This window comes from Actinoallomurus acaciae (genome assembly GCF_042429965.1).
Lineage (GTDB): Bacteria > Actinomycetota > Actinomycetes > Streptosporangiales > Streptosporangiaceae > Actinoallomurus > Actinoallomurus acaciae.
In genome coordinates this window covers 1-13,762 of the sequence record NZ_JBHLZP010000135.1, presented here as the reverse complement: position 1 = coordinate 13,762, position 13,762 = coordinate 1, and the positions used below count along the sequence as shown (strand labels likewise).

Annotated in this window: 12 protein-coding genes; 1 reads left to right on the top strand and 11 read right to left on the bottom strand. The window is 70.3% G+C overall.

The annotated features are described in order from the left end of the window. Positions 1-364 precede the first annotated feature (364 nt). From ACFFNX_RS19485 to ACFFNX_RS19435, 11 genes are all read right to left on the bottom strand, one after another. The gene (locus ACFFNX_RS19485; RefSeq protein ID WP_378203833.1) at positions 365-1,642 is read right to left on the bottom strand and encodes a thymidine phosphorylase; all 1,278 of its coding nucleotides are present in this window, start codon (positions 1,640-1,642) and stop codon (positions 365-367) included. 2 nt (positions 1,643-1,644) lie between these two features. After that, positions 1,645-2,037, bottom strand: coding sequence for a cytidine deaminase (locus tag ACFFNX_RS19480; protein WP_378203830.1), 393 nt, complete (start codon positions 2,035-2,037; stop codon positions 1,645-1,647). Continuing rightward, complete coding sequence (locus ACFFNX_RS19475; protein ID WP_378203874.1) at positions 2,037-3,290, bottom strand: ABC transporter permease; 1,254 nt, start codon at positions 3,288-3,290, stop codon at positions 2,037-2,039. Before ACFFNX_RS19475 ends, ACFFNX_RS19480 begins: the two co-directional genes overlap by 1 nt. Continuing rightward, positions 3,290-4,381: an ABC transporter permease gene (locus ACFFNX_RS19470; protein ID WP_378203827.1), complete on the bottom strand. Its 1,092-nt coding sequence runs from the start codon at positions 4,379-4,381 to the stop codon at positions 3,290-3,292. The genes ACFFNX_RS19475 and ACFFNX_RS19470 overlap by 1 nt, the downstream gene beginning before the upstream one ends. Beyond that, a complete protein-coding gene (locus ACFFNX_RS19465) occupies positions 4,378-5,898 on the bottom strand; it encodes an ABC transporter ATP-binding protein (protein WP_378203824.1) in 1,521 nt (506 codons plus the stop codon). The genes ACFFNX_RS19470 and ACFFNX_RS19465 overlap by 4 nt, the downstream gene beginning before the upstream one ends. Before the next feature lie 75 nt (positions 5,899-5,973). Further along, complete coding sequence (locus ACFFNX_RS19460) at positions 5,974-7,023, bottom strand: BMP family lipoprotein (protein ID WP_378203821.1); 1,050 nt, start codon at positions 7,021-7,023, stop codon at positions 5,974-5,976. A 166-nt stretch (positions 7,024-7,189) separates the two neighbouring features. Continuing rightward, the gene (locus ACFFNX_RS19455) at positions 7,190-8,464 is read right to left on the bottom strand and encodes an amidohydrolase (protein WP_378203818.1); all 1,275 of its coding nucleotides are present in this window, start codon (positions 8,462-8,464) and stop codon (positions 7,190-7,192) included. Beyond that, positions 8,451-9,617 carry a glutamate--cysteine ligase gene (locus ACFFNX_RS19450; RefSeq protein ID WP_378203816.1) on the bottom strand — a complete coding sequence of 389 codons (1,167 nt, stop codon included), beginning with the start codon at positions 9,615-9,617 and terminating at the stop codon, positions 8,451-8,453. Before ACFFNX_RS19450 ends, ACFFNX_RS19455 begins: the two co-directional genes overlap by 14 nt. 248 nt (positions 9,618-9,865) lie before the next feature. Further along, positions 9,866-10,648, bottom strand: a complete 783-nt coding sequence (locus ACFFNX_RS19445) for a maleylpyruvate isomerase family mycothiol-dependent enzyme (protein ID WP_378203813.1) — start codon at positions 10,646-10,648, stop codon at positions 9,866-9,868. A 37-nt stretch (positions 10,649-10,685) separates the two neighbouring features. After that, a complete protein-coding gene (locus ACFFNX_RS19440; protein WP_378203811.1) occupies positions 10,686-12,299 on the bottom strand; it encodes an acyl-CoA mutase large subunit family protein in 1,614 nt (537 codons plus the stop codon). 33 nt (positions 12,300-12,332) lie between these two features. Beyond that, a complete protein-coding gene (locus ACFFNX_RS19435) occupies positions 12,333-12,545 on the bottom strand; it encodes an SCO4848 family membrane protein (protein ID WP_378203808.1) in 213 nt (70 codons plus the stop codon). A gap of 120 nt (positions 12,546-12,665) precedes the next feature. On the opposite strand from ACFFNX_RS19435, the gene ACFFNX_RS19430 reads away from it, so the two are divergent. After that, positions 12,666-13,762: D-alanyl-D-alanine carboxypeptidase family protein (locus tag ACFFNX_RS19430; RefSeq protein WP_378203805.1), on the top strand; the 1,097-nt coding region annotated here is incomplete at its 3' end.

The following is a 13,762-nucleotide window of genomic DNA, read 5'->3' as shown; positions in this document are numbered from 1 at the left end:
CAGGGTTCAACCAAGATCCTGATTGGCCGGGCCGCCCGCCCCGGCGAGCCCTACCGGTTCCAGCCCCCGGCGGCGGGCGACCACCCGCCGAGCCTGCGGCTGACCGGACGGACCGTCGCCGAGGCCCTGTCCCGGCTGCACAAGCGGAACCTGACCGCCGTCTACGTGCTCGGGCGGTTCCACAAGGACGGTTCAGGCAGCGATTACGCCCCACCGGCCGCCTGGCGGCCCCAGGGCGACCGGCGCGTCACGGGCGCATGGATGCACGGCTCCAACACGGTCGCCCTGCTGATCGCCCCGGTCAAGGGCGATCCCGCCCCCGATCCCAACGCGCCCGGCCGCCCCGGCTGAAAGGGCCGGAGGATCACGCGATGCGGTCGATGATCAGCGGAGACGGGGTGAACGCCTCGCCGATCTCGTACGCGCCGTCCAGGGCCTCCAGGGCCCGGTCGAAGCGGTCGGCCGTGTCCGCGTGCAGGGTCAGCAGCGGCTCGCCCTCGCGGACACGGTCGCCCGGCTTCGCGTGCAACGTGATGCCCGCCGCGTACGACACCGGGTCCTCCTTGCGCGCGCGGCCGGCGCCCAGGCGCCACGCCGCCACGCCCACTCCGTACGCGTCCAGGCGGCTCAGTACGCCCGTCGCCGGGGCCGCCACCTGGCAGGTCTCGTCCGCGACCGGCAGCGCGGCGTCCGGGTCGCCGCCCTGAGCGCTGATCATCGAACGCCAGGCGTCCATCGCCGAGCCGTCGCGCAAGGCCTCGGCCGGGTCCTTGGCGCCGGTCAGACCCGCCGCCGCGAGCATCTCGCGCGCCAGCGCCACGGTCAGTTCGACCACGTCCGCCGGGCCGCCGCCGCCCAGGACCTCCACCGACTCCGCCACCTCCACCGCGTTGCCCACGGCGAGGCCGAGCGGCGTCTCCATCGCGGTCAGCAGGGCGACCGTGTGGACCCCGTGGTCGCTGCCGATGTCGACCATGGTCCGGGCCAGCTCGCGCGCGTCGTCGACGTTCTTCATGAACGCGCCCGAGCCCGCCTTCACGTCCAGGACCAGCGCGCCCGTGCCCTCGGCGATCTTCTTGGACATGATCGAGCTGGCGATCAGCGGGATCGACTCGACCGTGCCGGTGACGTCGCGCAGGGCGTACAGCTTGCGGTCGGCCGGGGCCAGGCCCGAGCCGGCGGCGCACACCACCGCGCCCGCCTTGCCCAGAACGCCCAGCATCTCCTCGTTCGACAGCGACGCTCGCCAGCCCGGGATCGACTCCAGCTTGTCGAGTGTGCCGCCGGTGTGGCCCAGGCCTCGTCCGGACAGCTGCGGGACGGCCGCGCCGCAGGCGGCGACGGTCGGCGCCAGCGGGAGTGTGATCTTGTCGCCGACACCGCCGGTGGAGTGCTTGTCGGTGGTCGGCCGGTCGAGCCGGGACCAGTCCATCCGCTCGCCCGAGCGGATCATGGCCTCGGTCCACCGCGCGACCTCGGCCCGGCTCATCCCGCGCAGCAGGATCGCCATGGCCAGAGCGGCCATCTGTTCCTCGGCGATCTCACCGCGGGTGTACGCGGCGACCGTCCAGTCGATCTGCTCCGGGCTCAGCGAACCGCCGTCGCGCTTGGTGCGGATGACATCGACCGCGTCGAAGCTCATGGTCACCTCTCCAGGTCCTCCGGGCCGAACGCGTCCGGCAGTACCTCGCTCATCGGCCGTACGCCACGTGTGGTCTCCAGCAGCATCGACGGCCCGCCGTGCTCCCACAGCAGCTGGCGGCAGCGCCCGCACGGCATCACCGGGTCGCCGTGGCCCTCGACCACCGAGACCGCGACGAGACGCCCGCCGCCGGTGCCGTGCAGCGCCGAGACCAGGCCGCACTCCGCGCAGAGCCCGACCCCGTACGAGGCGTTCTCCACGTTGCAGCCGGTGACGATCCGGCCGTCGTCGGTCAGGCCCGCGGCGCCGACCGGATAGCCGGAGTACGGCGCGTACGCGCGGGCCATGGCCGCACGGGCCGCCTCCCGCAGCGCGGGCCAGTCGATGTCGGCCATCAGTGCCCTCCGCCCTTTCGATAGCGCATGCCGTCGGCGGCGGGCATCCGCAGCCGCTGCGCGGCGAACGCGAGGACGAGCAGGGTCGTGATGTGCGGGCTGTACGTGACGATCTCACGCGGCAGCGCGTCGGTCAGGAAGAACCACACGAGCACTCCCGCGGCGACCACGGCCGAGATCGCCGCCGCGACGACCCGCCGCCGGTAGCCGCGCCAGACCGCCAGCGCCAGCAGTCCGATGCCGATCAGCAACAGCATGGCGTGCACCGCGCCGGTGCCGCCGCGCAGTTGCAGCGCGTCGGTGTACCCGAACAGGCCGGCGCCGCCGGCGACCATCCCCGGCCGCCAGTTGCCGAAGATCATCGCGGCGAGGCCGATGTAGCCGCGGCCGTTGACCTGCCCCTCCTGGTAGTTCGAGGACGCCACCATGGCCAGGAACACCCCGCCGATACCGGCGAAGGCGCCCGAGATGACCACGGAGGCGTACTTCATCCGGTACACCTTCACGCCGAGCGACTCGGCGGCGACCGGATTCTCCCCGCAGGAGCGCAGCCGCAACCCGAACGCGGTGCGCCAGAGCAGGTAGTACGACACGGGTATGAGGAGGATGCCGAGCAGCGTGATCGGCGAGAGGTTCGTCAGCACGCCGCGGACCAGGCCCGCCAGGTCCGAGACGAGGATCCAGTGGTGCTTCTCCAACGAGCCGAGCGGCTTGCCGACCCCGGGCACGCTCCACGTCGGGAAGTTCGGCAGCGGTGGCGACTGGGTCGCTCCGCCGCCCTGCTCGTCGGTGAACAGCAGGTCCGACAGGTACCGCGTCACGCCGGGCGCGAGGATGTTGATCGCGACACCGGACACGATGTGGTCGACGCCGAACGTCACCGTCGCGACCGCGTGCAGCAGGCCGCCGACGGCTCCGGCGACGATGCCGCCGAGCAGTCCCAGCCACGGGTTGCCGCTGAAGTAGGACGCGAAGGCGGCACCCCACGTCCCGAAGGTCATCATGCCTTCGAGGCCGATGTTGATGACGCCGGAGCGTTCGGACCACATGCCGCCGAGCGCGGCCATGCCGATCGGCACCGCCAGGGCCAGCGTCGCGCTCATCGTGCCGCTGGAGGTGATGTCGGACTCGCCGGTGATCAGTCGAAGCAGGATCAGCGCGACGAAGATGCCGCCCCCGACGAGCAGCAGTCGTGAACGGCGCCGCTCGCGGTCCTCGGTGTCCGGCGCCGGAGTCCGGATCTCCTGCTCGATCATGCGGCGACCTCTCCGAGCTGGGCGGCGACATGCCGCTGGTCGATGCGCTGGCCGACCCGGCTGACGACCTCGTAGACGACCACCACCGACAGGAGCACCGCGGCCTGGGTGATCGCCACGATCTCCTTGGGAATGTCGTTGAAGTCCAGGATCTGCGATGACACGTCCAGGAACGCCCACAGCAGGGACGCGAACGCGATGCCGACCGGGCCGTTGCGGCCGAGCAGCGCGATGCCGATCCCGGTGAGCCCGATCCCGGTCGGGAAGTCCAGGGAGTAGGTGTAGGACCCGCCGAGCAACTGGGGCATGCCGATCAGGCCCGCGATCGCGCCGGACATGACCATGGCCATGACCACCATGCGCCTGACGTCGACGCCGCTGGCCACGGCCGCGCTCTGGGACACGCCGCTCGCCCGCAGGTCGAAGCCGAACCTCGTGCGGTTGATCATGAACCAGAAGGCGATGCCGGCCAGGACGGCGATCACCAGGAAGCTGTAGAGCCGCAGGTCGCTGCCGGGGAAGGGGATGCCGGGCATCCGGCCGGAGCGGGAGATCGTCTTGGTGCCGACGTTGTTGGAACCGAGCTGCACCGCGAGCCGGCCGGGGTTCAGCAGGTACGCGATGATGCCGGAGGCGATGAAGTTCAACATGATCGTCGAGATGACCTCGCTGACGCCGCGGGTCACCTTCAGCAAGGCGGGGACGGCCGCCCAGAGGCCGCCGACCAGGACCGCGACGATGATGATCACGACCTGGTGGAGCACGGCGGGCAGGGCCCACGTGCCGCCCACCGCCGCGGCGAGCATCGCCGCGAGCCGGTACTGCCCGTCGACGCCGATGTTGAACAGGTTCATCCGGAACCCGACCGCCACGGCGAGCGCGGACAGGTAGTAGCCCGCCGCCTTGTTCAGCGTGTTGACGATGCTGTCCGGCTCCTTGCCGAACTCGAACATCGCCTGGAACGTCGACGGCGGGTTGAACCCGCTGACCGACAGCACGATCGAGGTGATCGCGACCGAGAAGACGAGCGCGACGAACGCCGCGACGAGGGTGCGGGTCCAGGACCTCGCGAACAGGTGGTGGATCACGCGGCGCTCCCCTCTCCGGCGCCGGTCATGAGGGAGCCGAGCTGGTCCGGGGTGATGGTGGCGGGATCGGCCTCGCCGACGAGCCGGCCGCGCAGGATCACCCGCAGTGTGTCCGACATGCCGATCAGCTCGTCGAGGTCGGCCGAGATGAGCAGCACCGCGAGGCCCTCGGCTCTCGCGTGCCGCAGGTGGTCCCAGATCGCCGACTGCGCGCCCACGTCGACGCCGCGTGTCGGATGGGCGGCGATGAGCAGCTTGGGGTCGCCGGACATCTCGCGGCCGACGATCAGTTTCTGCTGGTTGCCGCCGGACAGCGAGGCGGCGGTGACGTCGATGTTCGGCGTCCGCACGTCGTAGTCGCGGACGATCCGCTCGGTGTCCCGGCGAGCGCCCTGCCGGTCGATCAGTCCGCCCTTCACGTTGGGCGGCCGGGTCTGGTGGCCGAGGATGCGGTTCTCCCACAGCGGGGACTCCAGCAGCAGGCCGTGCCGGTGCCGGTCCTCGGGGATGAAGCCGATGCCGGCCTCGCGGCGCCGCCGGGTCGCCATGCCGGTCAGCTCGTCGTCGCCGAGCCGGACCACACCGGCGTCGAGGGGCAGCATGCCCATGATCGCCTCGACCAGCTCCGCCTGGCCGTTGCCCTCGACTCCGGCGATGCCGAGGATCTCGCCCTCGTGGATGGTCAGGGAGACGTCGTCGACGACCGCGCGGCCGGTGGCGTCGCGTACGGTGACGCCGTTCAGGGCCAGTACGGGGACGTCGGTCACGGTCGACTCGCGCAGCTCCGGCACGGGCAGTTCGCTGCCGACCATGAGCTCGGCGAGCTGCCGGGCGGTGACGTCGCCGGGCTGGACGGTGTCGACGGTGGTGCCCCGCCGGATCACCGTGATCGTGTCGGCCACCGACAGCACCTCATCGAGCTTGTGCGAGATGAAGATGACGGTGAGTCCCTCGCGTTTGAGATCGCGCAGGTTGCCGAACAGCTCCTCGACCTCCTGGGGCACCAGCACCGCGGTGGGCTCGTCCAGGATGAGGATCTTCGCGCCGCGGTAGAGCACCTTAAGGATCTCGACGCGCTGGCGGGCGCCGACGCCGAGCTGCTCCACGAGGCGGTCGGGATCGACGCCGAGGCCGTACTGGTCGGAGATCTCCCGGATCCGTCTCCGGGCCTTCCCGCCGATGCCGTGGAGTCTCTCCGCGCCGAGGACGACGTTCTCCAGCACGCTGAGGTTGTCGGCGAGCATGAAGTGCTGGTGCACCATGCCGATGCCGCGGGCGATGGCGTCGGACGGGCTGTGGAGGGCGACCTCTTCGCCGGCCACCTTGATCGTCCCCTCGTCCGGCCGCTGCATGCCGTAGAGGATCTTCATCAGGGTGGACTTGCCCGCGCCGTTCTCCCCGACGATGGCGTGCACGGTGCCCGCCGCGACCTCGATGTCGATGTCGTGGTTCGCCACGACGCCCGGGAAACGTTTCGTGATGCCGTGCAGCTCGACCGCCGGCTCAGTGGTGGACATGGCCTGCTCCTACGCCAGTGAGCCCGGGAGGACGGCCGAGCCGGCCGGCCTCCCGGGCCCGAGCACTGAACGCCGTCACTTCTCGGGCGGCGTGATCTTTCCGGAGATGATCTGCTGCTTGAGGTCGTTCAGCGTGGTCGTCATGTCGCCCAGCGCCGCCGGGTTGGACGTGGCGTAGTCGATGCCGTCGTTCTTGAGGCTGAAGCGGACGTCGCCCTTCTGGACGGTGCCGTCGCCGACGCTCTTGACGAAGTTGAACACCGCGGTGTCCACGCGCTTGAGCATCGAGGTCAGCACGTACGGCTTCTCGGCCGCCGACGCCGTCTGGTACTGGTCGGAGTCGACGCCGATGAACCACTTCTTCTCGGCCGTCGCCGACTCGAGGGAGCCGGTGCCGGACAGTCCCGCCGAGGCGTAGACCACGTCGGCGCCCTGGTCGTACATGCCCTGGGCGATCGTCTTGCCCTTGGCCGGGTCCTTGAAGCCGCTGAAGTCCGGCGGCTGGGAGATGTACTTGATCTGTACCTTGATCTTCGGGTTGATCTTCTTGGCGCCCGCGACGTACCCGGCCTCGAACTTCTTGATCAGCGGGGTCTGCACGCCGCCGATGAAGCCGATGTTGCCGGTCTGGGACTTCTTGGCCGCTGCCGCGCCCACGAGGTAGGAGCCCTCCTGCTCGGCGAAGAGCAGGTCGGTCACGTTCGGCTTCTGGATGGTGTCGTCGTCGACGATCGCGAACTTGGTGTTCGGGTACTTCGACGCGACCTTGCCGAGGGCCGTGGCGTAGACGAAGCCGACCGCGATCACCGGGTTGTAGCCCGACTTGGCCAGCAGCTCGAGCCGCTGGATCTTGTCGTTGTCGCTCTCGCCCTCTTTGGCCTCAAGGTCCTTTACGTCGAGCTTGAGCTCCTGCTGGACCTTCTGCAGGCCGGCGTAGGCGGCGTCGTTGAAGGACTTGTCACCCCGTCCGCCGACATCGTAGGCGAGGCCGACCTTGAGGCTCTTCTTGCCGTCGCCACCGCCGCCACCGCCACCGGTGGTCGCCTTCTTCCCGCCACAGCCGGCGGCGCTGAGCGCCATGACCGCGCTCGCCGCGATGGCGACTATCTTCACTCCACGGCGCAAGGTAGCTCCTCCGTTTGTCCCGGACCCGCCCGAAATGTGCCGCTGGCACGAATCTTTTGGACCCTATTGGGACTCAGGGACCGGGCGGAACAAAGCTACCGTGTCGCAACGTGTCCGTTATCAAGGCGAAAGCGCGTCGTCACAGGTCAGGCCGCACAAACGTGGTTCACGCGGGCTCACCGACCGGTTCGGTGGCTCCCGCGCGGCGGCTCTCCCACAGCGCGGTGAGCGCGGTGGCCACCATCACGCGGACGCCGATGGCGATGCAGTGCTCGTCCACGTCGAACGTGCCCCGGTGGAGGTCGTACGCGCCCGCCATACCAGGGGCGGCGACGCCGAGCCGGGCCAAGGCGCCCGGAATCGACTCCAGGTACCAGCCGAAATCCTCGCCGCCGAGGCTCTGCGGCGTGCCCGTCACGCCGTCGTCACCCAGCACGCTGACGACCGCGGCGCGGAACATGTCCACGCTGGTCTTCTCGTTGACGGTGGGGGGAACGCCGCGGACGTAGTCGAGCTCGGCCTTGACGTCGTACGCGGTGGCGACGGAGTCGAGCAGGGCCTTCATCAGGTCGGGAGCCGAGTGCCACGCCTCGTCGTCGAGGCAGCGCACGGTGCCCTGGGCGACGCCGTCGTCGGGGATGGCGTTGGCCACCGAACCGGCCGCGATCTGTCCCCAGACCAGGCTGAGGCTGGAGCGCGGGTCGACCCGGCGCGAGAGCGCGGCGGGCAGCTCGGTAACGATCTTGGCCAGGGCGTAGACCAGGTCGGCGGTCAGGTGCGGCCGCGCGGTGTGGCCGCCCGGGCCGGTGACGCGGACGTTGACCTTGTCGCACGCGGCGGTGATCGGGCCGGCCCGCAGGCCGACCTGCCCGACCTCCACGCGGGGATCGCAGTGGAGGGCGAAGATCCGGTCGACGCCGGCGATGCCGCCGGCCGCCATGACGTCGAGGGCGCCGCCGGGGTTCTCCTCGGCCGGCTGGAAGATCAGGCGCACGCGGCCGGGCACCTGGCCGGCCTCCGCCTGCTGGGCGAAGAACCGGGCCACGCCCAGCATGATGGTGGTGTGGACGTCGTGTCCGCAGGCGTGCGCGACGCCCGGCACCGTCGAGTGGTAGGGGACGTCCTTCTCGTCCGCCAGCGGCAACGCGTCGATGTCGGCGCGCAGGGCCACGACCGGCCCGTCGCCGCAGCCCACCTCGCAGATCAGGCCCGTGCCCTTGGGGAGCGGCACCGGGCTCAGCCCGGCCGCGGTCAGCTCCTCGGCGATGCGGGCGGTCGTGCGGTGCTCGGCGTAGCCGAGCTCGGGGTGCATGTGGATGTCGCGCCGGAAGGCGATCAGCCGGTCTTCCTGACCGGTGAGGTAGGAGTCGAGCTGCGCCCGCAACTCTCCCGTCCCAGGCTCGTCCGTGGGCTCACCGCCGCGGAGCTCAGATCCCCGCATGTGTCACCTCCCGTGGATTCACGAATCTGTCCTCCCGGAACTCCGTGATGCTGGCGCCGACGACGTCCTCGATCGAGCCGCCGGCGGCGATGATGCCGCGCTGGCGCTCGTACGGGGCGCCGTGGTCGAGCACCTCCGAGACGACCTTCAGGTCTTCGGCGCAGCCGAGCCGGTCCGCGATGGGCTCCAGCTCGTGCACCAGTTCGTACAGCTCGTCGCGGAGCGGGGCCGTCGTGCCCTGGTCATCGGTGATGACGATGGCGTCCAGGCCGTACCTCGTCGCACGCCACTTGTTGTCGCGTACGACCCACGCCGCCGGACTCGGCAGGGTGTAGCCCCGGTCGAGCTGGTGGTCGAAGAGCTCGACGAGCGACTGACACAGCGCCGCCGCCATGCCGACCTCACGAAGGGTCGGGATGCCGTCGAACATCCGGATCTCGATGGTGCCGAAGTCCGGATGCGGGCGGATGTCCCACCACACCTCTTTGATGCTGCGGATCGTGCCGGCCCGCAGCAGGGTGTCCATGTACTCCTCGAACTCGCCCCAGTCGGCGAGCAGGTGCGGCGGACCGGCCGTGGGGAGCTGGCCGAACACGATCGCCCGGCTCGAGGCGAGCCCGGTGTCGTGGCCGCTCCAGAAGGGGCTGGAGGCGGTCAGCGCGAGGAAGTGCGGCAGATAGGCCGACAGCGCGTTCACCATCGGCACGGCCTTCTCGGGGGAGCGGACGCCGACGTGGACGTGGACGCCGTAGGTCTGGATGCGCCGCGCGAGCCACTGCATCTGCTCGACGAGCTCGGCGTAGCGCTGGACCGGCGCCATGACGGCGTCACGCCAGTCGCTGATGGCGTGGGTGCCGGTGCAGGCGAGCGCGGTGCCCCGCAGGTCGGTGACGGACCGCAGGTCGGCGATTGTCGCGGCGAGGTCGGCGCGGGCCTCGGAGACCGTGTCACAGATACCGGTGACGATCTCGACGGTCGACTCCATGAGCTCATGCCGGATTTTCGGGTTCCCCTGCGCCTCACCGAGGCGGGGCAGCGCGGCCAGGACCTCACGCGCGTCCTGGCGCAGGCGCTTGGTCTCGGCGTCGACGAGCTGAAGCTCCCACTCGACGCCGAGGGTCGCCCCTCGTGATGCGTTGAACTCGATGGCCACGGCCAACCTCCGATCTCAATCCTTGCAGGTTAATGACGCGCACGTAGCACAATCCGGCCAGGACGTCCGACGTACGGCGGCGATCGCGCGCGGCGCCGGACAGGTGACCATGATGCCGCCGCCGACGCACGACCTCGCGACGTCTTTGCCCCGCGATGAGCGGTTGACTCAAGCTGAGCACCAGTCCGCTCATCGCCGCCACCCGTTTCGGCTACGCGCAATCCCTACTAATGATCAAATTGATCACGTCAGGGTGTGATCGCCATGCCCGCCAGCACGCGGCGCGCCAGATCATGGTCACCGCCGACCTCCACGTCGGCCTCGTCGCCCGTCACGCGTCCACCGCCGAGCCGGAAGAACGTCTCCCACGTCATGCGGAGCCGTACGGTCGGTTCGGCCTCACCGTCGGGGCCGTCCTGGAACCGCGCCCGGCGGTCGGCGCCGACGACGACGCTCCAGCGGTGCTCCGGCGTCTCGACGACCACGGCCTGCCCGGGCTCGGCCGCCGCACGCTTGCCGACCACGTAGGGCAGGGCTCCTTCGAGGATCGACCGCGAGCAGTCCGCCGCGGGCCCGTCGAGGTTGCCGGGCCGCCCGGCCGCCCGGCGCACGTCCTGCTCGTGCATCCAGACGTCGAAGGCGCGGTGACGCATGAAGTCGCCGTAGGCCATGGTCGGCCCGAACGGGGTCGTGACGACCTCGGCCAGGTCGACCGCTCCGGAGCGCAGCGCGGCGACGCGCCGGTCGATGACGTCGCGCAGGTCGCCGAGGATCTCACCCGGCGGATCGGCGCGGCGCGCCTCGACGTCGAACTCGGTGTTGGCCGAGGTGCGGGCCTCATCGTCGTCGGCGTCGCCGAGCAGCCACCGTTCGATTCCCAGGATATGTGAGTACTGATCCTTGACCGACCACCCCGGGCACTCCGTCGGGCGGTCCCAGTCGGCCGTGGTGAGCTCGCCCGCGAGGGCGACCACGGACCGCGCGGTCTGCTCGAAGCCGTCGATGTTCGCCCGCCAGGTCGTCTCGGCCATTGCCGCCTCCAGTGTCCGATGGTCGCCGCTCGGGGGGTCAGTACGCGTCCGGAGGCACGTACACGCCCCAGACGTCGCGCAGAGCGTCGCACACCTCGCCGACCGTCGCCCGCGCCCGCAACGCCTCGCGCAGCGGGTACAGGAGGTTGGCGTGGCCGGCGGACAGGTCGCCGCCCGCGGCCTGCGCGCCCTCCTTCTCGGCGAGCCCGCGCAGCTCGTCGAGCCGCCGGCCCACCTCGGCGCCGTCACGCTCATCGCGCAGCTTCGCCAGCTTGGCGGCCTGCGCCTCGCCGATCGCCGGGTCGACCCGGAGCGGTTCGTACGGCTCGTCGTCCTCGACGCGGAATCTGTTGACGCCGACCACGACGCGCTCGCCGTTGTCGATCTCCAGCGCGGTGCGGTACGCGGAGCGCTCGATCTCGGCCTTCTGGAAGCCCTTCTCGATCGCGTCGACCGCGCCGCCGAACTCCTCGACCTGGTCGATCAGCGCCCGGGTGGCCTCTTCGATGTCGTCGGTCATCGACTCGACGGCGTACGAGCCCGCGAACGGGTCGACGGTCCTCGTCAGGTCGGACTCGTTCGCGATCACCTGCTGGGTGCGCAGGGCGAGCCGCGCGGCCTTCTCGGTGGGCAGTGCGATGGCCTCGTCGTAGGAGTTGGTGTGCAGCGACTGGGTGCCGCCCAGGACCGCGCCGAGCGCCTGGATGGCGACCCGCACCATGTTGACCTCGGGCTGCTGCGCGGTGAGCTGGACGCCGGCCGTCTGGGTGTGGAAGCGCAGCATCTGCGACTTGGGGTTCTTCGCGCCGAACTCGTCCCGCATGATGTGCGCCCAGATCCGGCGGGCGGCGCGGAACTTGGCGACCTCCTCCAGCAGTGTGGTGCGGGCCACGAAGAAGAACGACAGCCGGGGTGCGAAGGAGTCGACGTCGAGGCCGGACTCGACCGCCGCGCGGACGTACTCCTTGGCGTTGGCCAGCGTGAAGGCGATCTCCTGTACGGGCGTCGCCCCGGCCTCGGCCATGTGGTAGCCGGAGATCGAGATGGTGTTCCAGCGCGGAATCTCGTCGCGGCAGTAGCGGAAGGTGTCGGCGACCATCCGCAGGCTCGGCTTGGGCGGGAAGATGTAGGTGCCCCGGGCGATGTACTCCTTGAGGATGTCGTTCTGGACCGTGCCGGTGAGCTTGTCGCTCGAGACGCCCTGCTCCTCGGCGACGAGCTGGTAGAGCAGCAGGAGCACCGCCGCGGGCGCGTTGATCGTCATCGACGTCGACACCTGGTCGAGCGGGATGCCGTCGAACAGCGCGCGCATGTCCTCGATGGAGTCGATCGCGACGCCGACCTTGCCGACCTCGCCGAACGCCATCTTCGCGTCGGAGTCGTAGCCCATCTGGGTGGGCAGGTCGAAGGCGACCGACAGGCCGGCCGTGCCGGCCTCGATCAGCCGGTGGTAGCGCCGGTTGGACTCGGCCGCCGTGCCGAACCCGGCGTACTGGCGCATCGTCCACGGGCGGCTGGTGTACATCGTCGGGTAGACGCCACGGGTGTAGGGGAACGCGCCCGGCTCGCCCAGCGCGACCGCGGGATCCCATCCGGCCGGGGCCCCCGGGCCGTAGACCGGTTCGATCGGCAGCCCCGACTCGGAGTCCATGCCATCACCCTTCCGTCGTCTTCCCGGTGCTCATCAGCGCCGCGAGGACGTCCACGCCCGCCAGCCGACGACGCCGAGGGCTATCGCCAGCACGATGTTCACACATACCAGGATGCCGTGCACCACGTAGTACGCCGTGGGACGGGCCGGACCGCTACCCAGATTCTTCGCGAGCATGAGCCATTCAAAGATCATGAATGCGGCAAGACCGAGTACAAATCCTGATGCGCGCCGAGAGATGTTCATCAGGCACCATTATCGCGGGTAGACCGAAGTGGTCACTCAAGTGCCGGTCGTCTAGCGATGGGTCCCATGAGAAAAGTCGTCAGTTTGTTCGCCCTCTGCGGCACTGCTGGGTATCTGTGCGTGTTCTCGCTACCCGCCGGCGCCGCGCCGACCGCCGTTCCTTCCGCCGCCGGGGACACCGTCGGCGGCAGCAGGCTGGCGAGCCACGGTTACATCCGGGACAAGAGCGTGGCGGAGCCGCCGCACATCGAGGCCTCCTCGTACGTCATCGCGGACCTGGAGACCGGCCGCGTGCTCGCGGCCAAGGACCCGCACGGCCACTACCGCCCGGCGAGCACGCTGAAGACCCTCACCGCGATCACGCTGATCCCCCGGCTCGACCCCAAGAAGAAGATCCGGCCCTCCGAGGCCGCCGTCAACGCCTCCGGCTCGGCGGTCGGCCTGGACACGAAGCTGTCCTACACGGCCGACCAGTTGTTCCACGGCCTGCTGATGCAGTCCGGCAACGACGCCGCCGTCGCCCTGGCCGAGGCCGGTGGCGGGATGAAGACGACCCTCGCGGCGATGAACGCCGAGGCGAAGCGGATCCGGGCGAACGACACGGTGGCCCGTACGCCCAACGGCCTCGACGACGACCCGCCGCTCACCCTGGCGGAGCAGCACAGCTCGGCGTACGACCTGGCACTGATCATGAAGCAGGGCCTCACCCTGCCGGACTTCGTCAAGTACGTCAGGGCGACGACCTACCACTGGCCGGCGCTGCCGACCAAAAAGGAACGCGAGAAGGGGCAGAAGACCGGCGGCTGGGAGATCGGCACGCACGACCACCTCCTGGTCGGCAACCACTACGCCGGCATGATCGGCGGAAAGAACGGCTGGACGAGCCACGCGCTGGGCAGCTTCGTCGGGGCCGCGAGGCGCAACGGGCACACGATCATCATCTCCCTCATGCACGCCCAGTCCGACTTCTGGCCCGATGCCCGTGCCCTGCTCAACTGGGGCTTCGCCGAGCGCGACAAGGCCGAGCCGGTCGGCACGCTCGTGGACCCGATCCCGCCGCCCGCCAAGCCCACGCCGAAGGCCGTGGCGCACCGGCCGGCCGCCGGCGGACGGACCACGTCCTCCCGCGAACTCGCCTGGTGGAAGATCGGTCTGCCCGCGGGCGCGGCCGTCGCGATCATCGCCGGCCTGACCGTGGGCCTGCGGCGCCGGCGCCG

Excerpts from the sequence above, each read along its gene's own strand:
- ACFFNX_RS19485 (WP_378203833.1), bottom strand. The coding sequence starts at position 1,642 with ATGAGCTTCGACGCGGTCGATGTCATCCGCACCAAGCGCGACGGCGGT.
- ACFFNX_RS19465 (WP_378203824.1), bottom strand. The coding sequence starts at position 5,898 with ATGTCCACCACTGAGCCGGCGGTCGAGCTGCACGGCATCACGAAACGT.
- ACFFNX_RS19480 (WP_378203830.1), bottom strand. The coding sequence starts at position 2,037 with ATGGCCGACATCGACTGGCCCGCGCTGCGGGAGGCGGCCCGTGCGGCC.
- ACFFNX_RS19440 (WP_378203811.1), bottom strand. The coding sequence starts at position 12,299 with ATGGACTCCGAGTCGGGGCTGCCGATCGAACCGGTCTACGGCCCGGGG.
- ACFFNX_RS19435 (WP_378203808.1), bottom strand. The coding sequence starts at position 12,545 with ATGAACATCTCTCGGCGCGCATCAGGATTTGTACTCGGTCTTGCCGCA.
- ACFFNX_RS19455 (WP_378203818.1), bottom strand. The coding sequence starts at position 8,464 with ATGCGGGGATCTGAGCTCCGCGGCGGTGAGCCCACGGACGAGCCTGGG.
- ACFFNX_RS19445 (WP_378203813.1), bottom strand. The coding sequence starts at position 10,648 with ATGGCCGAGACGACCTGGCGGGCGAACATCGACGGCTTCGAGCAGACC.